Origin of the sequence: Amycolatopsis sp. DSM 110486, assembly GCF_019468465.1 — a bacterium.
Lineage (GTDB): Bacteria > Actinomycetota > Actinomycetes > Mycobacteriales > Pseudonocardiaceae > Amycolatopsis.
Map to the genome: position 1 here is coordinate 8927977 of NZ_CP080519.1, position 26922 is coordinate 8954898.

The 26922-nt window shown below is 72.2% G+C and carries 23 protein-coding genes; 15 read left to right on the top strand and 8 right to left on the bottom strand.

All coding sequences use genetic code 11. From position 1 onward, the window contains the following. Positions 1-95: 95 nt before the first annotated feature. The 8 genes from K1T34_RS43155 (at position 96) to K1T34_RS43190 (ending at position 7819) form a co-directional block, all read left to right on the top strand. Positions 96-1496 (top strand): FAD-dependent oxidoreductase, encoded by a 1401-nt coding sequence (locus tag K1T34_RS43155; protein ID WP_220240402.1) that lies wholly within the window; start codon positions 96-98, stop codon positions 1494-1496. Between the two features lie 163 nt (positions 1497-1659). Further along, entirely contained in the window at positions 1660-2895 is a 1236-nt protein-coding gene (locus tag K1T34_RS43160; protein WP_220240403.1) for a beta-propeller fold lactonase family protein, read from the top strand. Positions 2896-2949: 54 nt separating this feature from the next. Continuing rightward, positions 2950-3252, top strand: coding sequence for an urease subunit gamma (locus K1T34_RS43165; protein WP_220247702.1), 303 nt, complete (start codon positions 2950-2952; stop codon positions 3250-3252). A 9-nt stretch (positions 3253-3261) separates the two neighbouring features. Then, a complete protein-coding gene (locus K1T34_RS43170; RefSeq protein ID WP_220240404.1) occupies positions 3262-3642 on the top strand; it encodes an urease subunit beta in 381 nt (126 codons plus the stop codon). Continuing rightward, complete coding sequence (gene ureC / locus K1T34_RS43175; RefSeq protein ID WP_220240405.1) at positions 3639-5357, top strand: urease subunit alpha; 1719 nt, start codon at positions 3639-3641, stop codon at positions 5355-5357. Before K1T34_RS43170 ends, ureC begins: the two co-directional genes overlap by 4 nt. Positions 5358-5440: 83 nt before the next feature. Next, positions 5441-6172: an urease accessory protein UreF gene (locus tag K1T34_RS43180; protein WP_220240406.1), complete on the top strand. Its 732-nt coding sequence runs from the start codon at positions 5441-5443 to the stop codon at positions 6170-6172. Positions 6173-6185: 13 nt separating this feature from the next. Next, on the top strand, positions 6186-6884 hold the full coding sequence (ureG, locus tag K1T34_RS43185; protein WP_220240407.1) for an urease accessory protein UreG: 699 nt from the start codon (positions 6186-6188) through the stop codon (positions 6882-6884). Then, complete coding sequence (locus tag K1T34_RS43190) at positions 6881-7819, top strand: urease accessory protein UreD (RefSeq protein WP_220240408.1); 939 nt, start codon at positions 6881-6883, stop codon at positions 7817-7819. The genes ureG and K1T34_RS43190 overlap by 4 nt, the downstream gene beginning before the upstream one ends. Positions 7820-7821: 2 nt before the next feature. Here the strand turns inward: K1T34_RS43190 and K1T34_RS43195 are convergent, their stop codons facing one another. After that, complete coding sequence (locus tag K1T34_RS43195) at positions 7822-10467, bottom strand: LuxR family transcriptional regulator (protein ID WP_220240409.1); 2646 nt, start codon at positions 10465-10467, stop codon at positions 7822-7824. Next, positions 10464-12992 (bottom strand): LuxR family transcriptional regulator, encoded by a 2529-nt coding sequence (locus K1T34_RS43200; protein WP_220240410.1) that lies wholly within the window; start codon positions 12990-12992, stop codon positions 10464-10466. Before K1T34_RS43200 ends, K1T34_RS43195 begins: the two co-directional genes overlap by 4 nt. A 202-nt stretch (positions 12993-13194) precedes the next feature. On the opposite strand from K1T34_RS43200, the gene K1T34_RS43205 reads away from it, so the two are divergent. Further along, a complete protein-coding gene (locus K1T34_RS43205) occupies positions 13195-15894 on the top strand; it encodes an AAA family ATPase (protein ID WP_220240411.1) in 2700 nt (899 codons plus the stop codon). Here K1T34_RS43205 and K1T34_RS43210 read toward each other — a convergent pair. From K1T34_RS43210 to K1T34_RS43220, 3 genes are read right to left on the bottom strand one after another with little or no spacing between them, the layout of a single operon-like run. Beyond that, positions 15885-16145 carry a DUF6510 family protein gene (locus tag K1T34_RS43210; RefSeq protein WP_220240412.1) on the bottom strand — a complete coding sequence of 87 codons (261 nt, stop codon included), beginning with the start codon at positions 16143-16145 and terminating at the stop codon, positions 15885-15887. The two genes, K1T34_RS43205 and K1T34_RS43210, sit on opposite strands and share 10 nt — an antisense overlap. Continuing rightward, positions 16142-16894, bottom strand: coding sequence for a ferredoxin reductase (locus K1T34_RS43215; RefSeq protein ID WP_220240413.1), 753 nt, complete (start codon positions 16892-16894; stop codon positions 16142-16144). The genes K1T34_RS43210 and K1T34_RS43215 overlap by 4 nt, the downstream gene beginning before the upstream one ends. Then, positions 16864-17469, bottom strand: a complete 606-nt coding sequence (locus K1T34_RS43220) for a sulfite oxidase-like oxidoreductase (RefSeq protein ID WP_370643858.1) — start codon at positions 17467-17469, stop codon at positions 16864-16866. The genes K1T34_RS43215 and K1T34_RS43220 overlap by 31 nt, the downstream gene beginning before the upstream one ends. Before the next feature lie 204 nt (positions 17470-17673). On the opposite strand from K1T34_RS43220, the gene K1T34_RS43225 reads away from it, so the two are divergent. The 3 genes from K1T34_RS43225 to K1T34_RS43235 all read left to right on the top strand — a co-directional run bounded on the left by K1T34_RS43225 (position 17674) and on the right by K1T34_RS43235 (position 19557). Beyond that, positions 17674-17940: a hypothetical protein gene (locus tag K1T34_RS43225; protein WP_220240415.1), complete on the top strand. Its 267-nt coding sequence runs from the start codon at positions 17674-17676 to the stop codon at positions 17938-17940. Between the two features lie 183 nt (positions 17941-18123). Then, positions 18124-18516, top strand: a complete 393-nt coding sequence (locus K1T34_RS43230; protein WP_220240416.1) for a hypothetical protein — start codon at positions 18124-18126, stop codon at positions 18514-18516. A 27-nt stretch (positions 18517-18543) separates the two neighbouring features. Then, on the top strand, positions 18544-19557 hold the full coding sequence (locus tag K1T34_RS43235; RefSeq protein ID WP_220240417.1) for a hypothetical protein: 1014 nt from the start codon (positions 18544-18546) through the stop codon (positions 19555-19557). Here K1T34_RS43235 and K1T34_RS43240 read toward each other — a convergent pair. Further along, positions 19554-19709 (bottom strand): hypothetical protein, encoded by a 156-nt coding sequence (locus tag K1T34_RS43240; RefSeq protein ID WP_220240418.1) that lies wholly within the window; start codon positions 19707-19709, stop codon positions 19554-19556. The genes K1T34_RS43235 and K1T34_RS43240 overlap by 4 nt on opposite strands. A 233-nt stretch (positions 19710-19942) precedes the next feature. Between K1T34_RS43240 and K1T34_RS43245 the strand changes: the two genes are divergently transcribed. Next, positions 19943-21298, top strand: coding sequence for an MFS transporter (locus K1T34_RS43245; RefSeq protein ID WP_220240419.1), 1356 nt, complete (start codon positions 19943-19945; stop codon positions 21296-21298). 72 nt (positions 21299-21370) lie between these two features. After that, the gene (locus K1T34_RS43250) at positions 21371-21928 is read left to right on the top strand and encodes a flavoprotein (protein ID WP_220240420.1); all 558 of its coding nucleotides are present in this window, start codon (positions 21371-21373) and stop codon (positions 21926-21928) included. 3 nt (positions 21929-21931) lie between these two features. Here K1T34_RS43250 and K1T34_RS43255 read toward each other — a convergent pair whose 3' ends face one another. After that, positions 21932-22861 carry an AraC family transcriptional regulator gene (locus tag K1T34_RS43255; protein WP_220240421.1) on the bottom strand — a complete coding sequence of 310 codons (930 nt, stop codon included), beginning with the start codon at positions 22859-22861 and terminating at the stop codon, positions 21932-21934. Between the two features lie 397 nt (positions 22862-23258). Between K1T34_RS43255 and K1T34_RS43260 the strand changes: the two genes are divergently transcribed. Continuing rightward, positions 23259-23834 carry a DinB family protein gene (locus K1T34_RS43260; RefSeq protein ID WP_370643528.1) on the top strand — a complete coding sequence of 192 codons (576 nt, stop codon included), beginning with the start codon at positions 23259-23261 and terminating at the stop codon, positions 23832-23834. A 6-nt stretch (positions 23835-23840) separates the two neighbouring features. Here K1T34_RS43260 and K1T34_RS43265 read toward each other — a convergent pair whose 3' ends face one another. Next, on the bottom strand, positions 23841-26894 hold the full coding sequence (locus K1T34_RS43265; protein WP_220240422.1) for an NACHT domain-containing NTPase: 3054 nt from the start codon (positions 26892-26894) through the stop codon (positions 23841-23843). Between the last annotated feature and the right edge of the window lie 28 nt (positions 26895-26922).

Below are 26922 nucleotides of genomic sequence, written 5' to 3' on the forward strand. Positions count from 1 at the left end.
CGGCTCGGGTGTTCCTCGATGCGACGACGCCGCCCACCGGGGCAGGGTCGGCCCGTACCGCGTTGTCCACACTCGTGCGCAAAGGGCCTTCAATCATGGAAACCGTCGAGAATTCGCTTCAAGCCGACCTCCTCGTGGTCGGCTTCGGCAAGGGCGGCAAGATCGCCGCCGGTACCATGGCCCGGCTCGGGAAGCGGGTCGTCGTCGTCGAGCAGTCGCCGGAGATGTACGGCGGCACCTGCCCGAACGTCGGCTGCGTGCCCACCAAGGCGCTGGTGCACCGCTCCCGCAACCGCCGTCCGTCCGACCCGCCGCAGGAGTGGTACGAGCGGGCTGTGGGCGAGGTGCACGCGATCACCTCGCTGTTCCGCAAGGGCAACTTCGACGGGATGGACGGCCTCGAGACGGCGTCGGTCCTCACCGGGCACGCGGAGTTCACCAGCCCCGACACCGTCCTCGTGGACACCGCCGACGGCCCCGTGACCGTCCGGGCCGAGCACATCCTCATCAACACCGGCTCCACGCCCGTGATCCCCGACCTCCCGGGCCTGCGGATGAGCAAGTACCTGGTCACCAGCACCGACCTCATCCACCGCACCGAGCTGCCGAAGCGGCTGGCGATCGTCGGCGGCGGCTACCTCGGCATCGAGTTCGCCGCCATCTACCGCCAGTTCGGCTCCGAGGTCACGCTCTTCGAATCGACGGCGCGCATCCTCGACCACCTCGACGACGACGTGCAGGCAGTTGCCGAGAAGATCCTCGTCGACGAGGGCATCGAGATCGTCACCGGCGCCAACGTCACCGGCGTCGAGGACGGTGCCGGTGAGGCGATCGTGCAGTACATGCACGACGGCCGCGAGCGCACCCTGGCCGTGGACGCGGTGCTGTCCGCCGCCGGCCGCAAACCGGCCACCGAGGGCCTCGGCCTCGCGGCGGCGGGTGTCCGCGTGACGGCCCGGGGCGCGGTGGAGGTCGACGAGCACCTGCGCACCAGCCAGCCGCACATCTTCGCGCTCGGCGACGTCAACGGCGGGCCGCAGTTCACCTATGTCTCGCTCGACGACGCCCGCATCGTGCTGGACCAGCTGCGCGGCGAGGGCAAGCGCACCACGACCGACCGCGTCGCCGTGCCGCGGACGCTGTTCATGACCCCGCCGCTGGCGATGGTCGGCCTCACCGAGCGCGAGGCGCGCGACGCGGGCCACCGGATCAAGGTCTCGAGCCAGCCGGTCGCGGAGATCATCGCGATGCCGCGCGCCTACGTCGTGGACGAGACGCGCGGCGTGATGAAGTTCGTGATCGACCTCGACACCGACGAGATCCTCGGCGCCTCGCTGCTGAGCGTCGACGCGCAGGAGCTGATCAACACCGTGGCGCAGGCGATGCGTTACGGCATCAAGGCCGCGCAGCTGGGCGAGGCGATCTACACGCACCCGTCGTCGACGGAGGCGTTCAACGACGTGATCTCCACCGTGGTCCGGAGCGACGAGAAGTAGCCACCCCGGGCAGAACCGCCCCATACCATCCACAAAGGATGGTGTGGGGCTTTTCTTTTCCCGCCACCACAACGCACTGGGGGGTCGGGCCCGGGGGCACCCGGACGCGACGCGGGCGCCGCGCGGGCAGGCTCTGACGCGACGACCGAAACGGAGAACCCACATGCCACCTACGCTGGCCGACGGCCACCTCTACCTCCAGACCAACGAGGTCAGGAACGCGATCATCCACTACTCCCGAGGGGCCGACGGCGCCCTCACCGAGGTGGAGCGCGTACCCACCGGGGGTGGCGGGTCCGGGGTGTACAAGCCGATCAGCGGCCAGGAGAGCGCGCCGAACGCCTTCGAGGCGGCGGGCAGCGTGATCCTCACGGCGGACCAGCAGTTCCTGTTCGCCACCAACGGCGGCGACAACTCCGTCTCCAGCTTCTCCGTCGGCGGCGACGGCAAGCTGACGCTGCTCGACGTGAAGCGCACCGGCAACATCGTGGCCGGGCGCAGCGGCACCGCGAAGTCGCTGGCGTTCTCGCCGGCCACCAGCACGCTGTACGTGCTGCACTCGTTCGGCCCGGACCACGTGCGGTTGATGACCGTGGACCCCGAGGGCAGGCTCACCTCGCGGCCCGAGGGCTACACCGTGAACACGCCGGACAAGCCGCTGCGCGTGTCCACGATGGTCGTGCTCTCGCCGGACGAGCGCTTCCTCGTCGTCGGCACCACGTTCGACCAGCCGGCCGCGGCCAACCCGGACGGTTCGCCGATCCTGTGGGCCGACCAGCCGGACGGCTCGAAAAAGTCGGTCGCGTCCAACGCCCCCGACCCCGACGGCATCATCGTCTTCCCGCTGCAGCACGACGGTTCGCTGGGCGAGGGCATGTTCCAGGACGGCGGCGGCGGTTCGCCGTTCTACCCCGCGTTCCTGCACCACCGCCCGGACCACTTCGTGATCGGCTATGCCGTGGCCGACGGCATCGCGCTGGCCAAGCTCGACGACCGCGGCCAGATCGGCACCGGCCCGGTCGTGAAGATCGACACCAGCGCCGGTCTGCCCTCGGAGCTGTGCTGGTGCGCGGTTTCGCCCGACGACAAGTGGGTGTTCGCCACGAACTTCGGCTACAGCAACATCTCCTGCTTCCGCATCGACGGCGACGTCGTCTCGCTGGTGCACGACAACGCCTGCCCGAAGATTCCCGGCGACGGTACCTTCCGCGCGCTCAACGGCACCGTCAGCAGCGGCCCGAGCGACAACTGGCTGACCCCGGACGGCACCCACCTGTACCAGATCTACGCCAACGCCTCGAAGCTCGTGGGCTACGCGGTGCAGTCCGACGGTTCGCTCGTCGAGGTCACCGCCGCGGAGATCCCGTACAACAGCCCGCAGGGCCTGGCCGGGTTCTGAGCCGTGACGGCGGGTGAGGCCGGCCAGGCGCGCATCGAGGCGACGCTGTCGTCCATGATGCTCAGCCCCCGGGAAATCGAGAAGCTGGTGATCTACCAGGTGGCCGAGCTGGCTCGGCGGCGCAAGGACCGCGGTCTGAAGCTGAACTTTCCGGAGTCGATCGCGCTGATCACCGAGGCGCTGCTGGAGGCGGCCCGGGACGGCCGGTCGGTGGCGGAGGTGACCGAGCTGGGCAAACAGGTGCTCACGCGCGAGGACGTGCTGCCCGGCGTGCCGGAGATGGTGAACGTGGTGCAAGTCGAGGCCACGTTCCGCACGGGCACGCAGCTCGTGGCCGTGGCCGACCCGATTCCATAGGAGCGCACGATGATTCCAGGCGAATGGCTGCTCGCCGACGAGCCGATCGAGCTCAACGCCGGCCGGCGCACCGCGCGCCTGCCGGTGCGCAACACCGGTGACCGGCCGATCCAGGTCGGTTCGCACTTCCACTTCTTCGAGGTGAACCGGGTGCTGGACTTCGACCGCCCGGCGACGCTGGGTATGCGGCTCAACGTGCCCTCGGGGCAGTCGATCCGCTTCGAACCGGGCGACGAGCGGGACGTCGAGCTCGTGGAGTTCGGCGGCGCCGGGCGGGTGGTCGGCTTCAGCGGCCTGCTCGACGGCGGTTTCGCGGTTCGCGGAGCGGCGGCCCGGGCCCAGGCGCGGGCCGCCGAGCGCGGCTTCACGGGAACGGGGGACCAGGCGTGACCACGGTTTCGCGGCGGCACTACGCGTCGCTCTACGGCCCGACTGCGGGCGACCGCTTCCGCCTGGCCGACACCGAACTGCTCGCCCGGGTGGAACGCAGTCTCATCCTCCCGGGCGAGGAAGCGATCTACGGCGGCGGGAAGTCCATTCGGGACGGGATGGCGCAGGCACCCGGCGTGCGCAACGCCGACGGCGCCCTGGATCTCGTGATCACCTCGGTGATCGTGATGGACGCCGTGCTCGGCATCCTCAAGGCGGACATCGGCGTCAAGGACGGGCTGATCGCCGGCATCGGCCAGGCCGGCAACCCGTCGGTGCAGGACGGGGTGTCGCCCGGGCTGGTCATCGGGCCGGGCACGGAGGTGATCTCCGGCGAGGGCCTCGTCGCCACCGCCGGGGCGATCGACACCCATGTGCACTTCCTGACGCCGGCCCAGATCCCGCACGCGCTCGCCGGCGGGATCACCACGCTGCTGGGCGGCGGGACCGGACCGGCCGACGGGTCCAAGGGCACGACCTGCACGCCCGGTCCGTGGAACCTGGCCCGGATGTTCGAGGCGACGGCCGCGCTGCCGGTCAACATCGGCCTCATGGGCAAGGGCAACAGCAGCCGCCCCGAAGGCCTGCGCGAGCAGGTGGAGGCCGGCGCCTGCGGGCTGAAGGTCCACGAGGACTGGGGCGCGACCCCGGCGGCACTGGACTGCGCGCTGTCGGTCGCCGACGAGCACGACGTGCAGGTGGCGCTGCACGCCGACACCCTCAACGAAAGTGGCTACCTGGCCGACACCCTCGACGCGATCGACGGCCGGACGATCCACAGCTACCACACCGAGGGTGCCGGTGGCGGCCACGCGCCGGACATGATGGCGATCGCGTCGCTGCCCAACGTGCTGCCGTCCTCGACCAACCCGACGCGTCCGTACACCACGGACACGACGGACAACCTGTTCTACATGACGATCGTGACGCACCACCTCAACCCCGACAACCCCGAGGACGTCGCGTTCGCGCAGTCGCGGATCCGCGCCGAGACCGAGGCGGCCGAGGACGTACTGCACGACCGGGGTGTGCTGAGCATGTACTCCTCCGACGCGCAGGCCATGGGACGCATCGGGGACACCGTCACCACCTGCTGGCGCACCGCGGACAAGATGAAGAAGCTCACCGGCAGCCTGCCCGGGGAGGCCGCGGGCGACGACAACCAGCGGATCCTGCGGTACCTGGCGAAGCTCACGATCAACCCGGCGCTGACGCACGGCATCGGCCACGTCGTGGGCTCGCTGGAGCCGGGCAAGCTCGCCGACATCGTGCTGTGGCCGACGAACACCTTCGGCGTCAAACCCAAGTACGTGCTCAAGGGCGGGTTCGTCGCGTGGTCGGTGATGGGTGATGCCAACGCGTCCATCCCGACGCCGGAACCGGTGCTGCTGCAGCCGATGTTCGCCGGGCTCGGCCAGGCGGTGGGGCGGACGTCGATCACCTTCCTCTCGCAGGCGGCGCAGGAGAGCAAGCTGTTCGAGCGGCTCGGGATCGACCGGTGGACCGAGGCCGTGCGCGGGTGCCGGACCGTGGGCAAGGCGCAGATGGTGCGCAACGAGCTGACGCCCGACATCACGGTGGACCCCGAGACGTACCAGGTCACTGTGGACGGTGAGCCGGCCGTGGTGCCCGCGGTGGACGAGGTGGCCATGTCGCAGCTGTACTACATCGTCTGAAATGCGGGATCGTCTGACGTGCGGGATCGCCTGATGTGCGGGCTGTCCGATGACCGGGCCTGTCCGATGACCGGGGTCCGCTGATGCCGCCGTACCTCGGGGGCGCCGACTGGCTCACGGGCTTCCTGTCCGTGCTGCAGCTGAGCGATTCGGCGTTCCCGAGCGGCCGCTACACGCTGTCCTACGGCCTGGAAACCCTGGTGCAGTCGGGTTTCCTGGCGACGCCGAGCGACCCGCGGGTGCTCTCGGCGCTGCTGCGGGACCAGCTGCTGCTCGGGGTGGCGCCGTCGGACGGGGTGGCACTGGCATGCGCCCACCGCGCCACGGCGTCGGGGGACTCCCTCGACCTCGAGTGCGTGACCCGAGCCGACGAACGGCTGACCGCGGTGAAGCTGGCGCGGGAGGCGCGGGAGACCTCCACCCGCACGGGGCGGGCGTTGCTGCGGATCGCCGGGTCGGTGTTCCCAACCGAGGCGTTGCGGCACTACGCCGACTGTGTCGCGAAAGGACGGTCGCCCGGCAACCACGCGGTGGTGCTGGGAATCCTGAGCGCGTCGGTGGGCGTGCCGCGGCTGGAGGCGGTGGCGGGGGAGCTGTTCGCGTTCTCCGCGGCCTGGGTCGCGGCGGGCGTGCGGCTGGCCGTCACCGACCACAGCACCGCGCAAGCCGTGCTCCACGACGTGCGGGCTGCCACGGCCGAAGCGGCGATGTGCACCGTGGACAAGGACCCCGACGCCATCACGAGCTGCACGCCGCTGCCGGACGTGGCGGCGATGCGGCACGAGGAAACGCAACTGCGGCTGTTCGCCAGCTGAGGGAAGGAAAACCATGGAGCCCCACCCGCATTCGCATGACCACCCGCACTCCCACGCGGCGTTCTCCGCCGTGCGCACCCCCGGCGTCGCCCGGATCGGCATCGGCGGCCCGGTCGGGTCGGGCAAGACGGCGCTGATCGAGGCGCTCGTGCCGATGCTCATCGCGGCCGGCCACCGCCCGCTGGTCGTCACCAACGACATCTTCACCAGCGAAGACGCCCTGCACGTGCGGCGCACCCTGGCCGGCGTGCTCGCGCCGGAGCGGGTCGTCGGCGTGGAGACCGGTTCGTGCCCGCACACCGCGGTGCGCGACGACCCGACCATGAACCTCGACGCCGTCGCCGAGCTCACCGGCCGCTACCCCGACGCGGACGTGGTCCTCGTCGAGTCGGGCGGCGACAACCTGACGCTGACGTTCAGCGCGGCGCTGGCCGACTACTTCGTTTTCGTGATCGACGTGGCGCAGGGCGACAAGATCCCGCGCAAGCGTGGCCCGGGCGTGACCCACTCCGACCTGCTGGTGATCAACAAGGTCGACCTGGCGGACCTCGTCCGGTCCGACCTGGCGGTGATGGACCGCGACGCCGGCGCCGTGCGCGAAGGCCGCCCGTTCGTGTTCACCAACTGCTTCACCGGTGAAGGGCTCGACGAGGTCACCCGCCGCGTCCGCGACGTGATCGGCCGGTTCGCGCCCGCCGCCGAAGTGGGATGACCCGTCGCGACGACCCGGCGTGGTGCACGCCGACGCGCCTACCCGAGGAGCTGCTCGGCTTCGACGGGTCCATCCGCGACGGCCTCGGCGTCGGGGCGCCCGGCAAGCTCGGCGTGCTCGACCTCGCGCTCGCCCCGCGCGGCGGCACCACCCGGGTCGTCCGGCAGTACCAGCGCGCGCCGCTGCACATCTACCGCCCGATCCACCTCGACCCGCGGCGGCCGGACATGGCCTTCGTGTTCCTGCAGCAGCAGGGCGACGGTTTCGTGCAGGGCGACCGCTACCGCATCGACGTCGACTGCGCCCCCGGCTCGGCCGTCCACCTCACGACGCAGGCGTCCACCAAGGTCTTCGGCGCGCGCGACAACTACGCGACGCAGCTGGTGAACCTGACCGTCGGTGCCGGCGCGGTGCTGGAGTACCTGCCCGACCCGGTCGTCCCGTTCCGCGGCTCGCGTCTCTTCCAGCGCACGGCCGTGACGATCGCGCCCGACGCGACGGTGATCCTCGGCGAGGTCCTGCTCCCGGGCCGGGTGGCCCGGGGCGAGGCCCACGTCTACGACCTCTACTGGGCGGAGCTGGAAGCCCGCACCCCCGACGGCGCGCTGCTGTTCGCCGACACCTTGCGCCTGCGCCCGGGCGGTGCCGGCGACCCCGTCTCACCGGCGACGCTGGGCGGGTACCAGGTGGTGGCGAGCCTGTACGTGGTGTCGGACCGGATGCCGCCGGCCGAGCTCGTGACCGCGCTGCGCGAGGCCCTCGCCGGGGTGCCGGACGTCCTCGCCGGCGTCTCCGAGCTGCCGGCCGCGTGCGGCGCGGGCGTGCGGCTGCTTGGCCACACCTCCCAGTCGGTCCAGGCGGCGATGCACGCCGCGTGGGACCGCGCGCGCCTCGGCCTGCTGGGCGCGCCGGCACCCGACCTGCGCAAGGGCTGAGCTCAGTCGTCCGCGCAGGCGGCCAGGACCAGGTGCAGTTCGGTGCGCGTGGTGATGGACAGCTTGGTGAAGACCTTGTGCAGGTGGTACTCGACCGTGCGCGGGCTGATGGACAGGGCGGTGGCGATCTCGGGGTTGGAGCGGCCGTTGCGGGCGAGCGAGGCGATGCGGCGCTCCTGCGGCGTCAGCTGGGAACTGGTTTCCGGCACCCGGCGGCGCGCGCGTTCGCCGGTGGCGAGGAGTTCGCGCATCGCGCGGGCGGCGAAGGCCTCGGCGCGCATGGCGAGGAACGCCTCGTGGGCGGCGCGCAGGGGGCCTCGTGCGTCGACGCGCCGGCCGCGGCGGCGGAGCCACTCGCCGTAGAGCAGGCGGGCGCGCGCGAGGTGCGGGGTGATGCGGGAGCGGCCCAGGCGGTCGATGGCTTCCGTGTACAGGTCTTCCGCTGCTTGGCCGTGGTGAAGCAGCGCGCGGGAACGCGCGTCGACGCCGAGGGCCCATTCGGTGCCGCTGAGGCAGGCGCGTTCGGAGAGGCGGTCGGCCGCCGCCGCGGCGGTGGTCAGGTCGCCGGAGCGGACGGCGCCTTCGACGAGCTCGACGAGGGACCAGCCTTGGAGCTCGATGCCGTCGCGGTCGAGGGCGTCGCGGGTCGCGTCGGCGGCTTCGGCGTACGCGGTGAGGCCGTTGCGGAGCACGGCGGTGGCGTAGCGGGCGGTGGTGCGGGCCATGCCGCCGTTTTCGAAGCAGGACTCGGCGAACGTCGGCAGCTCGTGCCCGCGCCACGCGGCCAGCACGCAGGCGGCGTGCGGGAACGACGGGGTGCCGGTGGCCCGGGTGAGGGATTCCGCTTCGGCCACCAAGGACTCCGCGACGGCGAATTGTCCGAAGTGGACTTCGGCAAGGGCGCGGTGGGTGAGGACGTACGGCAGGATCGTGCGGGCGCCGGTCTCGCGAGCGCCGGCGAGTTCGTCCCGGGTGAGGTCGTGCCAGGTGTCGTCGTCCCACAGGTCCGGTGCGACGAGGCAGGCCAGCAGCCGGGAGCGGGCGTCGTTTTCGTGGTCGTTGTCGAGGGTTTTCAACGCGAGCTTGAGCGGTTCGACGGCGGCCGCGTAGCCGGCGGTGCAGCGTTGCGCGACGCCTTCGAGCAGCCGGTCGGAGCCCGTCGGCCGGTGGGTGGCCAGGCGTGCGAGCACAGCGTGGACGACGTCGACGTGGCCGGTGAAGATCGCGGCGCCCAGGGCTTCGAGGTACGCGGGCCTCGCCAGGCGAGGTTCGCACACCTCCAGGTCCTGGGCCGAGGTGAGCAGCCGTCCGACCGCGGCCCCGCCGCGGCCGGAGTCGAACGCCATGCGGGCGCGCACCCGGTTCGACCGTGCCCGGGCGGCGACGCCGGGGGAGCCCAGCTCCGCGACAGCCAGCAGGCGGACCGCCGCGTCCACGGCGCCGGCCGCGTGATGCGCGTCGGCCGCCGCGATGGCCCGCTCGGCGCGCAGCCGCGGGTCGGCGGTGCGCAGCGCGGCGTGTTCCAGGAAGGCGGCCGCGGCCGGCAGCCCGCCCCGGCGTCCGGCCTCATCGGCGAGGCGGGCCAGCGAATCGGCGACGGCCTCTGCCGGCTCGACCGTCGCGTGGGCGAGGTGCCACGCGCGCCGGTCGGGTTCGAGCTGAGGATCGGTCGCGAGGGCGAGGGCGCCGTGGACCAGGCGGCGTTCCGCACCGGACGCGAGGCCGTAGACGCACTGGCGCAGGCGGGGTTCGCGGAAGGTGACCCACGCGCCGAACGAGACGAGGCCCGCCGCTTCGAGCGGCTCGGCCGCGTCCGGTCCGATCGCGAGCCGGGTGGCCGCCTGCCACAGCCGGACGGGCTCGCCGAGCGGTTCGGCGGAGGCGAGGATGAGCAGGAGCCGGCTCTCAGGCGTCAACGTTGTCGACGGGCCGGCGATTTCGGGGCAGGACAAGGGAACCACGCCGTAACCGCCGGCGATGCCGGCCGCCGGGCGGACGGCGTCGAGCAGCAGCCGTGGATTTCCCCGGGCCTCCGCCACAACGCGGTCGAGCACAGCGTCGTCCAGTGGCGCGGCCGCCGCGGACCTGAGGAGCTCGCGCGACTCGGCGTGGTCCAGGGGTTCGAGGCTGAGACTCGGCAGGTCGGCGAACCGCTCTCCGCGTTCGGCGAACACCAGCGTGACGGGCACCGGCCCGAGCCGGCGGGCGACGGCCGCGAGCACGGAGGCCGAAGCCTCGTCCAGCCACTGCGCGTCGTCGATCAGGCACAGCACCGGCTGCGGTTCTGCCGCCAGCGCCAGCAGTTCCACCACGGCGACACAGACGGGCAGCCGTTCGGGCGCGGCACCCGCGCGGAGTCCGACGGCCCGTTCCAGCACCTCGCGCCGGTGCGCGTGCAGCCGGGCGAGCTCGGCGGGCAGGGCCGAGCACAGCAGGTGCAGCGCGGCGTACGGCAGCTCCGCTTCGGCGGCGATCCCGCGGACGTTCAGCACCCGGTGCTCGCCGGCCGCGTTCGCGATCTGCGTGAGCAGGGCCGTTTTCCCGAGTCCCGCCGCGCCGCGGACCACGACCGCGCCGCCGCCGGTCAGCAGGTCCCGGAGCCGGGCGCGTTCGGGGTCGCGTCCGACGAGGGGGAGCGTTGCGTTCATCGGGCGGCGGCCTCGATTCCGTGTTGGTGCTCGGTGACGGCCAGGTGCAGCTCGGTTCGCGACGTGATGCGCAGCTTCGCGAAGACCTTGCGCAGGTGGTACTCGACCGTGCGGGGGCTGATCGACAGCGCGGTGCCGATCTCCGAGTTGGTGAGGCCGCCGCGGGCGAGCGCGGCGATCCGGTGTTCGTGCCGGGTCAGCGCCGAGGTGGTGACCGCGGGGGTTTCGCGTTCGCCGATCGCGAGCAACGCGCGGTCCGCGAAGGCCGTGGCCCCCATGCGGAGGAACTCATCGTGCGCGGCGCGCAACGGCTCACCGGCTTCCTCGTCGCGTCCCTGCCGGCGCAGCCATTCCCCGTAGCCGAGCCGAGTGCGGGCCAGGAGCGGCCGGATCCTCGTCCGGGCCAGCCGTTCGATCGCTTCGAGGTACAGGCATTCGGCCTCGGGGCCTTCGGCCGGCAGTGCACGGGACCGGGCCTGGGCACCGAGCGCCCAGTCCGTCCCGCACCGGTCGGTGCGGTTCACGAGCACCTCGAGTGCCGTCGTCGCGATGTCGAGCCGGCCCGCGCCCACGGCGGCTTCGACCAGCTCGACCAGCGCCCAGCCCGCCGTCGCCAGTTCGTCGCGCTCGACGACACGTTGTGCCGCGGCGAGTGCCCGCGAGTAGTCGCCGACGGCGTTGCCTGCCACCGCGGTGGCCAGCTCGCCGCACGTGCGGGCGAGTCCCTGGCCGGCCGAGCCGCCGAACTCGTGACCACGCCAGGCCGCGACGAGCACGGTCGCGTGCTCCAGCGGTGCCTGGCCCAGCTTCGTGCTCATCGTGCGAGCCTCGTCGTCCAGCGCGGCCGCCCCGGTGAGATTGCCGGTATGGACTGAAAACAGTGCCCTTCCGGCCAAGACATCCGGCAGGGCACCGGGATCGGCCGCTCCGCTCACCAACCGGTGCCACGCCTGGTCGTCCCACAGTTCAGCGGCGACGAGCCCGGCCGGCCACGATGGCCGAGCGGTTTCGAGAGCTGCGGTCAGGGGCCCGACGGCAGCGTCGAAACCTTCGGTGCCGCGCAGAATCAGCCCGGCCCCGAGTCCGTCGTCGTGACTCAGGGGCATGGGGGCGAAATCGACGCCGGTGAGGACGGCGGCTCCGAGCGCGTCGAGACCAGCTTGGTTTGCCGGGCCGAAGGGGAGGGCGTCGCGGGTCGCGCGCAGCAGTGCGTCCGTTGCGGAGGGGGTGCGGGTCGAGATGAACGTGAGCCAGGCTCGCAGCCGAGTGGCTTCGGCCCGTTGAGCCGGTTCGAGGGCGCCGACCATCGAGTCCAGCAGCTGAAGCGCGATTCCGGGCTGCCCGGCGTCGAGCTCCGCCGCGACCGCGGCCAGAGTGCGTTCGGTCCGCAGGGCGGGGTCGGAGGTGAGCGTGGCGGCGATACGCAGGAACGCGGCGGCCGCGCTGGGCCCGCCACGCTTGCGGGCCGAGGGCACCTGCGCGAGCAGGCCGTCGGCTGCCGCCGGCTCCGGGCCCGGCACTGAGTGGGCGCGGTGCCAAGCCCGCCGGTCTTCTGACGTCGCCGTGTCAGCCAACGCTCGATGGACCGTGCGCCGCTCCGCAGGCGTGGCCCGGTGATAAACCCAGCCGCGCACTGCCGGGTCGGAGAACGTGACCCACTCGCCGAACGCGAGCAACCCGTCCGGCGCGACCGTCGGGATCCCCAGCTGCGAGGCGGCCCGCCACAGCAGAGCCACCTCGCCCGTCGGATCCGCGGCGGCGGCCAGCAGCAGCGTGCGGCCGTCCGGGTCGAGGCGCAGCACCCGTTCCTGGGTATCGGCGTCCGGGTTCCCGTAGGACAGGCCGAATCCACCAGCCGGCGCGAAGGCCGTCACGGTCGAACGGATCGCCCGCGGGTTCCCCCGGGTCTCCGCGACGAACCGCTCGACCACGTCCTCGTCCACCGGACCCGGCACCAGCGAATCGACCAGCGCGCGAGCAGCGGCCCGGCACAACCCGGGCACCACCAGCTCCGGCAAGGCCTCCAGCCCACCGGCCCCGGTGCGCTCCGCGAAGAGCAGCATCACCCGCCGCCCTGGCAATCGCCGTGCCACGAAAGCCAGAGCACGCGCCGAAGACTCGTCCAGCCATTGTGCGTCGTCGACGACGCACAGCAACGGGGCCGCGGCCGAGACGAGGAACGTCGCCGCCACCCCGACCGCGAACGGATCGGAGTCCTCCGTGACCGCACGCAGTGCCCGGGCATGGTGCGGCGACAGCTGCCCGAACACCTCTTCGAGCGCGGCACACAGCTGCCGCAGTCCCGCGTACGGCCGCGTTTCGGACGAGCGCACTTGGACCACCCGATACCCGCGCGTTCGCGCGACGACGTGGCGCAGCAACGCGGTCTTCCCCACGCCCGGGTCGCCCCGCAGCACGAGCGCGCCGTGGCCGTCCCGCACGTGCTGATCGAGCAGGTGGACTTCGGCGGCACGGCCGTGCAGAGTGACGTCGGTTACTACACTGGCCGGGTTCGGGTCGGGCACGGCGTCGACGTTCGCGGGTCCCGGGCCGCTTCGAACCCGGGCCGCCCCGGGCACGACCCCGGGACCCGGGCGAACCCGGGCGAACCGGGCGACATCGGTGAACGCTGTGTACCCGGCGCCGCCCGATGATCGGGATATCCTGCGGGCGCCCGCTGGTCGCCGTGGCCGGAAGGGAAGAGCGAGCACACGGGCAGGTGGGTGAGTGCTGGACCGGCGCGCGGAACGCGAGACCCTCGACCGGCTGCTGGACTCCGTCCGCGCCGGTAAGAGCCAGGTGCTCGTGCTGCGCGGCGAGGCGGGCGTCGGCAAGACCGTGCTGCTCGACCACCTGGCCCGCCAGGCCGCCGGGCTCCGCGTCGCCCGCGCCGGGGGCGTCCAGTCCGAAATGGAGCTTGCGTTCGCCGGCCTGCACCAGCTGTGCGCGCCGATGCTCGACGGCGCCGAAGCCCTGCCGGATCCACAGCGGGTGGCGCTGCGCACCGCGTTCGGCCTGAGCCCGGGCCCCGCGCCCGACCGGTTCCTCGTCGGCCTGGCCGTGCTGGGTCTGCTGGCCGAGGAGGCGCGAAACCGGCCGTTGCTGTGCGTGATCGACGACGCCCAGTGGCTGGACAGCGCTTCCGCGCAAGCCCTCGCCTTCGTCGCGCGCCGGCTGGTCGCCGAGTCGGTCGCGCTGGTGTTCGCGGTGCGGGAGCCGGCCGCGGCCACGGAACTGACGGGCGTCGCGCAGCTTGTGGTCGAGGGTTTGCCCGACGCGGCGGCCCACGACCTGCTCGACTCCGTGCTGCGCCTGCCCGCCGACGACCGCGTGCGCGACCGGATCGTCGCCGAGACCCGCGGCAACCCGCTGGCGCTGGTGGAGCTCTCGCGCGGGCTGAGCCCGAAGGAGCTGGCCGAGGGATTCTCCCTGGCCGGTGCGACCACGATCCCGCGTCGCATCGAGCAGCGTTACCAGGCGCGGCTGGCCCAGCTCGACTCCGACACCACGCGCTTGCTGCTGATCGCCGCACTGGAACCGCAGGGCGACCCGGTGACGCTGTGGCGTGCGGCCGGGCTGCTCGACATCGGCGCCGAAGCAGCGGAACCCGCGCTGGCGGCCGGGTTGATCGAGATCGGCACCCACGTGCGCTTCCACCACCCGCTGGTGCGCTCGGCGATCTACCAGGCCGCGGCACCGAGCGAGCGGCGCCGGGCGCACTGGGCGCTCGCGCAGGTCACCGACCCCGAGACCGACCAGGACCGCCGCGCCTGGCACGCGGCGCAGGCCGCCGAAGCACCCGCGGAAGAGGCCGCCGAAGAGCTCGGCCGGGCGGCATGCCGGGCGCAGGCCCGGGGCGGCATGGCGGCCGCCGCGGCGATGCTGGAGCGCGCGGCGGAGCTGACGGCGGACCCCAAGACCCGGGCGAAGCGCACCCTGGAGGCGGCCCACGTCACGCACGTCGCGGGCGCGCCGGAGGAAGCGCTGCGGCTCTTGTCGATCGCCGAGGCCGGCCCGCTCGACCGGCTCGAGAAGGCCGAGGCCGACCTGCTGCGCGGCCGGATCTCGATGACCGTCAACCGCGGCCGCGAGGCGCCGCCGCTGCTGTTCGCCGCGGCCCGGCAGCTCGAGGAGCTGGACGTGCGGCTGGCCCGCGAGACCTACCTCGACGCGCTGCTGGCTGGGATGTTCGCGGGCGTGACCGACGCCGAACTGCGTGAGGTCGCCGAGGCCGCGCGCGCCGCACCGCGGTCGCCGCAGCCTCCGGGCCCGGCCGACCTGCTGCTCGACGGCCTGGCGATCCGGTTCACCGACGGTTTCGCGCCCTCGCTGCCGATGCTGCGGCGGGCGCTGAGCGCGTTTCGCACTCCCGATCTGTCGCTGAAGGAACTGCACTGGCTGTGGCTCGCCCACATCATGGCCGGGAACATGTGGGACGAGCAGACGCTCGACACCGCGCGGCACCTGCAGCTCGCGCGCGACAAGGGCGCGCTCAACACCCTGCCGCTCGCGCTCGCGTCGCACATCGGCGCCCACGTCTACGCGGGTGACCTGGTCACCGCGGCGCACCTGCGCGACGAGCTCGCCGAGGTGTCGCGGGCGACCGGGATTCCGGCGGCGACGTACGGGACGCTGCTGCTGGCCGCGTGGCGTGGGCGCGAGGACGAGGCACGCGCCGTGATCGCGCGCACCGAAGCGGAGGCAGTGCGGCGCGGGGAAGGGTTCGGGCTGCTGATCGTCGGGTCGGCCCGTGCGGTGCTGTGCAACAGTCTCGGCCACTACGCGGAAGCGCTGGCGTCGAGCGAAGACGCGCGGCAGCGGCCGCCGGTGATGGGTGTGGAGCCGTGGCTCGCGCTGGTGGAGCTGATCGAAGCCGCCACCCGGCTCGGCAAGACCGCGGCGGCCGAGGACGCGTTCGCCCGGCTCGTGGAGACCACGCGCGCCAGCGGCACCGACTGGGCGCTGGGCGTCGAAGCCCGCTCACGCGCGTTGCTGGCCACCGGCGAAGACGCCGAGAGCGCTTACCGCGAGGCCGTGGAACGCCTGTCGCGCACCCGCATCCGGGGCGAGTGCGCGCGGGCGCGACTCCTGTACGGGGAGTGGCTGCGCCGCCGGCGCCGTCGGGCCGACGCGCGGGAACAGCTGCGCGCCGCCCACGACATGTTCACCGAGATGGGCATGGAGGCGTTCGCCGAACGCGCGGGCCGCGAGCTGCGGGCGACCGGCGGCACGGCGCGCAAGCGTTCCGTCGAGACCGGCACGGAGCTCACCGCGCAGGAGGCCCAGATCGTGCGGATGGTGCGCGAGGGACTGTCGAACGCGGAGATCGGCGCGCGGCTGTTCCTCAGCCCGCGCACGGTGGAATGGCACCTGGGGCGGATCTACGACAAGCTCAACGTCACGTCCCGGCGCCAGCTTCAGAGCTGAGTGGGCTCCTCCAGTGCCGCGAAGCCCGACACGTCCACGCAGTTGATACCGCGCTTCTCCACGATGACCATCAGGATCGCGTCGCAATGCCCGCAGCGGGCCACCACACCCGGCGCGTCGCGGTAGACCCGCAGCTGCGCCAGGACTTCCGTGGCGCCGCACGACGCGCAGGTTCCGCTCGCCGTGGTCATCTCGCCGCCGAACACCGCGTTGAGAGTGCCGGCGATGGCGTTGCCGTCGAACATCGTCATGGTGTCCCCGTTCCGCCGAAGCGTTCGGTCCGGATCCGCTCGGGCCGGTGACCGAGGTCGACGAGCGTGTTCGCCACCGTCTCGACGAACCCGGTCGGCCCGCACACGTAGACCACGGGCTCCTCGGTGGGCGGCAGGCCGGCCCGAGTGAGGAAGTCCCGGTCGATCCGCCCGTGCTCGCCCGGCCGGGTGCCCGAGTTTTCGCGAGTGAGTGTGACGCGGATGTCGATCCCGCCGCGTCCCCCGATCCGGGTGAACTCGTCGGCGTAGATCAGGGTCTCCCGCGACCGCGCCGAATACAGCAGTCGCATCGGCACCGTGCTGCCCGCCGCGGCGTGGTGGCGCAGCATCGAACGGAACGGCACCACGCCGGAGCCGCCCGCGACGAGCAGCACCGGACTGCCGCACGTGGACTCCCACACGAAGTGCCCGCCGACGGGGCCGCGCAGCTCCACCTCGTCGCCGACGCGCAGCTCGTCGACGAGATAGGGCGAGACCTCGCCGTCGTCGAGCCGCTCGACCGTGAGCACCACGTCGGGGTCCTCCGGCGCCGAGGCGATCGAGTAGCTGCGCTCGGCCCGGTAGCCGTCCTCGGCGGTCAGGCGCACGTCGACGTGCTGGCCCGCGCGGTGGCCCGGCCAGTCCGGCAGGGCGAACGCGATGCTGCGGGTGTTCGGCGTCTCCGCGACGAGGCCGGTCACCGCGGCCTGCTGCCAGTTCAGTCGCCGGCGTAGCGCTGTTCCCGCCATGGGTCTCCGTAATTGTGGTATCCGTAGCGCTCCCAGAAGCCGGGTACGTCCTGCTCGCGCAGGTCGAGGCCCCGCACCCACTTGGCGCTCTTCCAGAAGTAGAGGTGGGGCACGAGCAACCGCACCGGGCCGCCGTGTTCGGGTTCGAGCGGGGCGCCGCCGAACTCGTGGACCAGCCAGGCCTTGCCCCCGGTGAGGTCGGCCAGCGGCAGGTTCGTGGTGTAGCCGCCTTCACTGAAGGCGACCGCGTAACCGGCCCGGGTTTCCACACTGTCGAGCATCGTGTCGAGCGAGACGCCGGTCCACGTCGTGTCGAGCTTCGACCACTTGGTGACGCAGTGGATGTCCACGGTGATCGACTCGGCGGGCAGCGCGCGCAGCGCGTCCCAGGTCCAGGTGACGGGCCGCTTCGCGGCGTCGCGGACGGTGAACGTCCAGTCGTCGGCGACCACCTTCGGAGTCGGCCCCGCGGAGAGCACCGGGAACCCCGGCGTCACGTACTGCCCGGGCGGCACTCGCCCCGGGTCGACCTCCTCGCGGCGCTTGCCGCGGAAGTTGCGGGTGAAGGCCATCAGGCGCACCTCCCGTGTCCGGCTGCTCGGAGTTCCATGCAGCGCAGCGTTTCTCCCCGGCCCCGTGCTTCGCGTCGGGGAACCCCCGGGTGGACCCACCGGGGCGGTCGGGACTGGGGTCCAAGGCCCGGGCTCACCCCGATGCGACGGGCCGCGGTGCCAGGGCACCCTGGCGGGCAAGGGGAGTAGTCGGGGAGGAGTGAAGGGGTGACCGGCACGATCGGCTCCCGGGCCGGCCTGCGGGTGGTGGTCACGGGGGTGCTCGAGGTCCGCGCCGCGCAAGACGGGCGGCTCGACCTGGCCGTCGTCCTGGACGGTTCGGGGGACTGCGTCGCCCTCGAATTCCCGTCGGACCCCACGGCGCTGACCCGGGCCAGCATCCTGCGCCCGGTGACCGCTTCGGGCTGGCTGCGCCAGGCCGGCAAGCGCTGGATCCTGCACGTGGAGTGGCTGCGTCCGGCGAGGCTGAGCTGATGAGCTCGGCCGAGTACCGCAAGTTCATCGCGGAATAGTTTACGAAAGTGAAACGGACTTCGTCGCGTACCTTTTCGCGGCCTGATCACTGACCGATTGATCACGTGATCATCCGGGCACTGGTGGAACTGCTCGGCACCTGGTTAGCGTCCGGGGAAAGACGAAATCGGCACGAGGATTCCCATGAAGAAGACTGCGCGTTTGTCGTTGGCGACCGGGGTCGCGCTGGCCGCTGTGGCGACCACGCTCATTTCGGGGGCCGGCGCGGCTTCCGCGGCGACGGCCGGGGCCACGCTCTACGACAAGACCTTCTACGCCGATGATTCCGTCGGTCCTGGCACGCTGGCCGCGTCGCTCGGGTCGTTCAACGACCGCGCTTCGTCGATCAAGGTGGTCGGGACGAGCAGCCAGGAGTCCATTTGCTTCTATCTGGACGCCAACTTCAGCGGCGCCCATTTCTCGGGGACCGCGGACGCCGGTTCCACGTTGATGATTCCGGTTCTGCGGCTCGTCAACCCGGCGTATGACAACTCCATTTCCTCGATCCGGCCCAAGCTGCCCGGAGACTGCAACTGACCGGCGGTTTCAGGTGAACGGGGAAGCGTGAAGGTCCGGAAGCTCGCTGCGGGCGTGGTCGGTGCCGTCGTGCTGGGCGGGTGTGCCGCACCGGCGGACTCGCCCGGGCAGAGCTTCGCCGGGGTGCTCGAAACGGTCCTGCCGCCCGGTTTCACGGTCATCTCGGCGCGGCCGGCGCCGCCCGTTCCGCCCGACGACTCCGTGGTTTCGGCGTCCTTCACCGTGAAATCCGGGGCCGCCCACGTCGAGGCGAACCTCGGCGTGGGCATCGCCCGGCTTCCCGTCCCGGTCCCGGTCCTTTTCGCCGCGTGCCCCGACACGTCGTACCACCCCTACAGCCGGTGCAGCAGCACGGTTCTGGCCACGGGTGGCGTGCTCAACCTCGACACGTCCCCGGTGGACGCGGCCGCACCGGACGGCGAGCAGCGCTGGTCGGCGCAGGTGACCTTCGGCGACCAGCGGCAGGTCTTCGCCACGGAGACCCCGCTCGCCGGATCGTCCGAGGCCGCCGTACCGCTCGCCGAACTGGAGACCGTCGTTTCGTCACCGCGCTGGGATCCGCTCGGACCGCAGCCGGCACACTCCGCCCCCGCGAAGCCGCCCGCGACCGGCGACCCCGAGGCGCGCGCGATCGTCGAGACCCTCACCACCCTGGTGCCGCAAGGACTTCACGTCGCCGACGGTGGGGGACAAGGCGGCTACGGCCACCTCACCGTCGACGACTCCCACGTCCGGGCACTCGTCGTCGTCACGCTCCAGCGCTGGAAACGCGACGATCCCACCCTTGCCCCGCTGTACCGCACGACCACCACCGACCTCGACGGCACGAAGATCGCGACCACCGACCTGCCTTCACCCGACGGCGGCAAGGACGTCCGCGAATGGAAGGTCGACGTGCTGCACCCGTCCGGGGTTCGCGTAGTCGTCTCGACGCTCAACGCGCCGGGCTACGGCGTGCCCGCGACACGCACCGATCCCGCTCTCGCGCAGGCGCTGCTCCGGCGCATCGCCCTGTCACCCGAGTGGGAGAAAACCGGCTAGTCGTCCCGAGCCGGCGCGGCGGGTGTCCGCAAAGGACTCTCGGGAGTGGCGGGCCGGAGGCCGGCGCGTTCCAGGAACTGCCACAGGACGCGCCGGGCGGTGGGGTCGGGGCGGCCGCGCAGAAGTTCGACGAGCGCGGTCTCGGCAGCCATCGCGATGAGGAGCCGGGCGGGCCACCGGGTGCTCCACACCGGACACACGCCCTTCGCGTCCGATCCGTCCGGTTTCCTGGCCGTGGTCGAGCCGTTCCTCGCCTCGTGCCGGTCGGCCGAAACCGCGTGAAACCCCCGCCTGGCCTGGGCAATGAGCGGTGAACCGGCAGACCTCGGTGATCCGGGAGACACTCGTACGCGGCCGCTGAACGGCGCGGCCGGAAGGTGGATCCATGGTGGAGGGGAAGGCCGGCGACGTCCAGGTCGTCGAGCCCGCGGTGATCAACCGGGCGGTCGGCGCGGCCGCGATCGGCAACATCACCGAGTGGTACGACTTCGGCGTTTACGGGTACCTGGCGACGACGATCCAGAAGGTGTTCTTCACGGACCTGCCGGCTTCGGCCGGGCAGATCGCGACGTTCGGGGTTTTCGCCGTCTCGTTCCTGATCCGCCCGTTCGGCGGGCTGATCTTCGGGCCGCTGGGTGACCGGATCGGGCGAAAAAAGGTCCTGTCGCTCACGGTGATCCTCATGGCGCTGGGCACGTTCGCCCTCGGCGTGATCCCGAGCTACGGCGCCATCGGCCTCGCCGCGCCCCTGCTCGTGCTGCTCGCCCGGCTGGTACAGGGCATCTCCACCGGCGGCGAGTACGGCAACGCCATGACGTTCATCGCCGAGTACGCGCCGGACCGCCGGCGCGGGTTCTTCGGCAGCTGGCTCGAGTTCGGCACGCTGACCGGCTACGCGTTCGGCGCGACGATCGCCACCGTGCTCAGTGCGGTTCTGTCCGACCAGGCGCTGCTGACGTGGGGCTGGCGCATCCCGTTCCTGCTCGCGCTCCCGCTGGGCGCCGTCGGGCTCTACCTGCGCCGGCGGCTGGAGGAGTCGCCCGCGTTCGCGCAGCTCCAGGAGACGGAGAAGCCGGACGAACGCGTCCAGTCGCTGGGCGGCGAGCTGCGCGCGGTGTTCACGAAGTACTGGCCCGCGATGGTGCTGTGCGCCGGGCTCGTCCTGACGTGGAACGTCGCGAACTACATGCTCACCAGCTACATGCCGACCTACCTGACGGAAACGCTGCCCGAGCAGCACACCGGCGTCGGCAAGACGGCGTCGGAGATCCTGCAGATCGTGGTGCTCGTGCTGCTGATGGTGGTGATCACGTTCGTCGGCCGGCTGTCGGACAAGGTGGGCCGGCGGCCGGTGATCTTGGCCGGCTGCCTCGGGCTCGTGGTGCTGTCGCTGCCCGCCGTGCTGCTGGTCCGCGCCGGCGGCGCCACCTCGACGTTCTTCGGCCTGCTGGTGATGGGGCTCGTGCTGGTGCTGTTCTCGGCGATCCTCCCGTCGACCCTGCCGGCGCTGTTCCCCACGAACGTCCGCGCCGGCGGGCTGTCGATCGCGTTCAACCTTTCGGCGTCCCTGTTCGGCGGGACCACGGCGACGGTGATGAGCGCGCTCGTCTCGGGTACCGGAGACCTCAACTGGCCCGCGTACTACCTGATGATCGCCGGGGTGATCGGCGGCATTTGTGTCTTCTTCATGCGGGAGACGGCGCGCAAGCCGCTGCCGGGATCGGTCGCGCGAGAGGATTAGCCGGCGCAAGGCGTCACCTGTCCGGGCACAGCCGGTCACGCCTGAGCTGTCGCGATGGGCCATCGTGGTCGTATGGACAACACCTTCGAAGGCCGCCTGCTCATCGGGGCGACCGGCTCGGCCGCGGTCGCGACACTGCCGATGTACCTCGGCGCGCTACGGACGGTCTTGCGCGGCCCGATCACCGTGGTCATGACGCATACCGCGGCGACTTTCCTGCCCGCGCACACCGTCGGCCTGTTCGCCGACCGCGTGGTGACCGGCGCGGACGCGGCGACGTGGCCGGCCGACAACCACGCCACGCTGGCCGCCGGACACGACCTCACGGTGATCCTCCCGGCCAGCGCCCACACGCTGTCCACGGTCGCGGCGGGCGCCGCGCCCAACATGCTGGCCACGACCGTGCTGGCCGCCACGCACCCCGTGGCGTTCTTCCCGGTGATGACGGCGGAGATGTGGGCCAAGGCCGCAGTGCAGCGCAACGTGACCCAGCTGCGGGAAGACGGCTACCACGTGTACGACCCGGCGTCCGGCCCGCGCTACGACGTGGCGACCGGCGCGTTCGTCGAGAGCCCGCAGCCCCCGCCGCCGCCCCGGTTCCTGGAGATCGTGCGCGAGCTGATGGGCTGAGCCTCAGGGCCGGGTCGCCCGGAAGGTCCCCGGTGTCGTGCCTTCGGCGGCGCGGAACGCCCGGTGCAGCTGGGCCGCGCCACCGAACCCGGACTGCGCGGCGATCGCGGCCAGCGGCAGGTCCGGCCGGTCACGCAGCAGCCGGCGGGCGCGGGCCACGCGCAGGCGCCGGATCAGCGCGGTGAGCGACTCCCCGTCGTCGGCCAGCGCCCGGAACATCGACCGCCGCGACAGCCCGCACCCCGCGGCTACCGCGCCGGCGTTCAGCGCCGGATCGGCCAGGTGCTGGCCGACGAACCGGTGGATCCGTTCCCGCGACAGCGACGCCGACGTCGGGGTGGTGCCGCGGGCGGCCCAGTCGAGGGCCGTTTCCAGCAGGCCGACGGCGTGCGGCAGCAGCGCGGCGGCCACCCCCGGGTCTTCGCGCTGCTGCAGGGCCAGCCCGGCGAGGAACTCGGCGACGAGCCGGCCGGGGCCGCGCCCGTCGAGCTCGACGGCCGTGACGCCGGCCGCGACCCGGGCGGGCAGCAGCGTCCGCGGCACCCGCAGGATGACCTGGGAGAACGCTCCCGCGAACTCCAGCCGGTAGGGCCGCGTGCTGTCCAACACCGTCATCGTCCCCGGCTCCAGCGCGGCGGTCCGCCCGTCCTGCTGCGCCAGGGAACGCCCGCCCGTTTGCACGTTGACCAGCAGGTACTCCTCCGGGTCGCGCGCGATCAGCCGTTTCGTGCGCGCCACTTCCTGCGGGCCGGAGGCGACCGTCGACAGCCCGACGCCGTCGAGTGCGGCGTGCTCGAGCCGGCCCGTGAACCGCGCCTCGCCGGTCGCGCGGGCCGAGACCTGCACGAGGGCGTCGCAGATGACGTCGGACCAGTACCCGAACGCATCGGGCGCGGCGACGTCCTCTGTGGACCAGGACGAGGGCTCTTCCACCTTGCGATGGTGACACAGGTCCAGTGACTACGGGAGGACACGCCACCGGCGCGGGCTTGATCGACGGGCCGGAACGCCGAAGCCGGTGTCGATCGCAGTCGACCACGCCACGCCCTTTGGGCTAGAGTTCGGGCAACGCCTGCGCGCGATGCACCAGACCGGAGACGACCCGGTTTCTCCCGCCGCGCAGATCTTGCGACTCAGAGCCGGCAACCGCGTGCTCAGCGAGCGACTCGCCCAGACCACTGGCCCGGCGACGCCGGAACCTCCATCACGCACCCGCCTCGGCGCGACGTGGTCTTCGTCCGTGCCGACAGGCGCGCCGAGAACCGAAACCACAAGTACACCGGGCAGATCCACTCCCACCAGCAGAATCGAGCCGACAATGACATGGTCCATGCCACCGATCACCACCGGCACCGAACGCCGTTTGCTCGAGAGCATGCTCGACCGCAATCGGGCCGAGTTGGTCAGCACGGTGCGCGGCCTGTCCGAAGCCGAGGCTCGCCGCCGCTTCGTCGCGTCACTGACCACCCCGATCGGATTGGTCAAGCATGCCGCGGTCGCCGAACGGATCTGGTTCCAGCACGTCCTGGCGGGTCTGCCCGAGAGCGAATGCGACGGCGGCACGACGCCCGGCGACGCCAGTTTCATCGTCGACGACAATGAAAGCCTGGCCGACGTGATCTCCGAATTCGACCGCACCGCCGAGCGTTCCCGCGTGATCGCCGCCGAATTCGACCTCGACGACATCAGGACACACCCCCGTGTCGGCGACGTCAGCCTGCGGTTCGTCTACCTGCTCGCGATCGAGGACTTCGCGCGTCACGCAGGCCACGGCGACATCCTCCGCGAGCAGATCGAGCATCCCGCCGCACTCGACCGGCCACGGCGACCTTCGACGACGAACGAGATCATCGCCGGTCCGCGGGATCGAAATCAGGAAGCCGAACTCGACGGAGGAGCTGCTTGAGGACCCTCAGCGTTCGGTGATGCTCGCCGCCTGGTCGAGGTGCAGCACGAGGTCGGCTTCCGGCAGCGCCTCGCGCGCCGCCCGCTCGTCGGCCGGGGTGAGGCCCGACAGCTCGATGCGCAGCGCGCCGAGCCGACGAAGGCGCACGAGGTCACGCGCCGGGGTCGCGGCGGTGAGGACGAGGGCGCGCAACGACGGCAGCGCGGCGAGCTCGTCGACCTCCGCGACGGAGGGAATGCCGGCCGCGGCGACGGTGTGCACGTCGGCGAGGCGGGTGATGCCCCGCAGGTCGCGCTGGTCCGCGCCCATGTCGACCACGAGTTCGCCCACGCGCAGGCCCTCGGGCAGCACGTCCAGGCCGTCGACGAGTTTGCGGTGGCGCACCGACAACCGCGGCAGGTAGGTGCCCTCGACCGACGCCAGGGCTTGGATCGCGTCGAGCGTGCCGGCGTGCAGCCGCAGGTCGGTGAGGTGCATGCGCGACAGCGCCGAAAGGTCGGTCAGCGCACTGCCGAAGCCGGTGATCCACAGGGAACGCAGCGCGCGGCAGGCGACGAGCCCTTCGAGGTCGTGGACGACGTCGTTGGACTTGATCTCGAGGTGGCGCAGGGCGGGCAGCCGGGTGAGCGGGTGCAGCCCGAGGGCCGGGTCGTCGAGCGTCATGTCGCCGACGAGCTGGATCGCCGTGAGCGTGCGGAGGTGGCGCAGCCGGCGCAGCACGTCCCAGCGGTGCACCTCCAGCACGAAGTCGCCGAAGTCCACAGTGGACAGCAGGGTGGCGGCGTACTCCTCGGAGTACTCATTATGGCGCCAGGCGCGCAGCAGCTCGTCGATCACCGAACCCCGGTGCGTGCGGCTGAACGCCTGGATCTTCTCCCACGACTCCTCGCCGCCGATCAGCGCGAGCGTGCGGATCACGCGCGCCGCCACCAGATCCGCGTCGGCGCTCGCGTGCCGGGCGATCTCGGCCGGCCCGGGGAGCAGGTCGATCACGAACGCGCCGGCCTTGGCCAGCAGCTCCGCCTGGTCGAACCCGGCGGGCGGGATGAGCCTGCGGACCGCGGCCAGCACGTCGGTGCGCACCTGCTCGGGCTCGATCACGTCGACGTAGCTCATCTCCGCCGCGGCCAGCAGCGACAGCCGGTCGGCCACCTCGCGGTTGCCGCGCTTGCGCGCCCGCTCCAGCAGCCTGGCCAGCAGATCGCCGGCCTCCCGTGCGCGGGCCTGGGCGGCGACCATGAACACGACCTCGTTGAGCGCGTCGTCGTGGGCGTGCTCGACGAGATAGCCGAGCTCGCCGGACTTCACGAACTCACCCGCCGCGAGGAAATCGCGGAACGTGCGGTGCACGAACGCGATCCGCCCGTCCACGGCGTTCTGCCGCAGCACGCCGCTGCGCTCGAGCAGGTGCCGCAGCACCAGGTCGGGCTCGATGCCCTGCGAGCGCAGCCCGGACATGGCGCGGCCGAAGCGCTTGCGCGCGTCTTCGGGGTGCACGAGCAGTTCGGCGTTGCGGACCATCGGCGCGGCGAACCGCTCCAGGAGGATGATCTTCTCCTTGTCCGACATCTTCAGCTCGTCCTCGACCTGCACCCCGCGCCGAGTGTCCCACTCGCCGAGCAGCAGCTTCAGCGCTTTGTCGAGCAGGTCTTTGCGGCTCTGCGGGAGGTACATGTTCTCCCGCCGGTAGAGCGCGCACAGCAGGGAGCACAACAACGGGCTCGAGACGAGTCCGCGCACGTCCGGGCGGGTCGCGAGCGAGTCGCCGAGGCGTTGTTCGCAGTCGGCGAGCCAGGAGCGCTGCAGCTCGTCGGTCTCCATCGCGCGGGCGGCGCTGAACCAGTTGCCGATGAGCTCCCGCATGCCCCGCCCGCTCAGCGGCAGCAGCTCGTACGCGGGGAACGGCTCGCCGGCGATCGGCCACTCCGGGTCGACGACGGCGGGCCGGGTGCTCACGACGTAGCGCGCTCCGGGGTACCCGCGCAGCAGGCCTTCGAGCCAGCGGCGCACCTCCTCTCGCCGCGGCTGCAGGACCTCGTCGACGCCGTCGACGAGCACCATCGCGCGCCCGGAGCGCAGCAGCTCGCTGACCCACCGGGCGGGTTTCTCGCCGGCCAGCGCCGGGGCCGTCACGCGCACGAGGTCTTCGGGCTGGGGCAGGCCGCGGTCGGCGAACTCGCGCAGCGGCACGAAAAACGGCACGACGCCGCGCCAGGGGTCTTCGCTTTCGCCGTCGCCGGTGAACTCTGCGGTGGCCGCCGTGTAGGCCAGCCACTGCAGCAGTGTCGTCTTCCCGGCGCCCGCGCCGCCGACCAGCAGCACGCGCCGCTCGGCGGCCAGCGCGTGGGCGGTGTTGGTGCCCGCGCCCGTCAGCGCCGAGCCCGCGGCCGTCCCGCCCTGGCGCGTGACCGACGGGGCCGCGTAGTACTGCGAGAACGAGTGGCGCACGGGGGCGCGGCCGTGGCCGACCTGGAACAGCTCGAACGTGGCGTAGTCCGTGGCGAGGTAGGACAGGTAGTGCTGCTCGAAGGCTTCGGCGCGGTCGCGCGTGCGCCGATCCTCCTGGCTCTGCAGGTCGGCGACGGCGCGACGGATCTTCAGCACGTCGCCGGCCATCCCGGCCTGCACGGCGCGCATCACCTCGTCGACGGCCCGGGCGCGGCGGGCGACGCGCCGGCAGCACTCGTCGAGCAGGCGGTGGAACGCCGCGGTCGCGTCGGCGCCCAGGGCGGCCGCGTCGAGCGCCTGGCCGCCGGCGGTGCGGACGCGGGCCCGCAGGCGGTCTTCGTCGACGAGCACGGCGGGGTTCGTGCGGACGAGCCCGCCCACGTCGGCGGCGTCGAGGGCAACCGCCGCCGCGTCGAGCGCGGCCTGCGAGTCGCCGTCGGACACGGCCGGGAACTCGACCCGCCGCAGCTCGGCCAGGTCCTCCTCGGCCGCGACCAGCTGCCGGTGGGGATCACCCAGGGCGCGCGCCCGGCGCTGAGCCGTGAGCTTGTCGGCGCCGCGCTCGACCGCCCACTGGTACAGCGCGGAGAAGGTGGCACCCAGCGAGGCCACCAGCGCGGAGGAGAGCGGATCTACGACG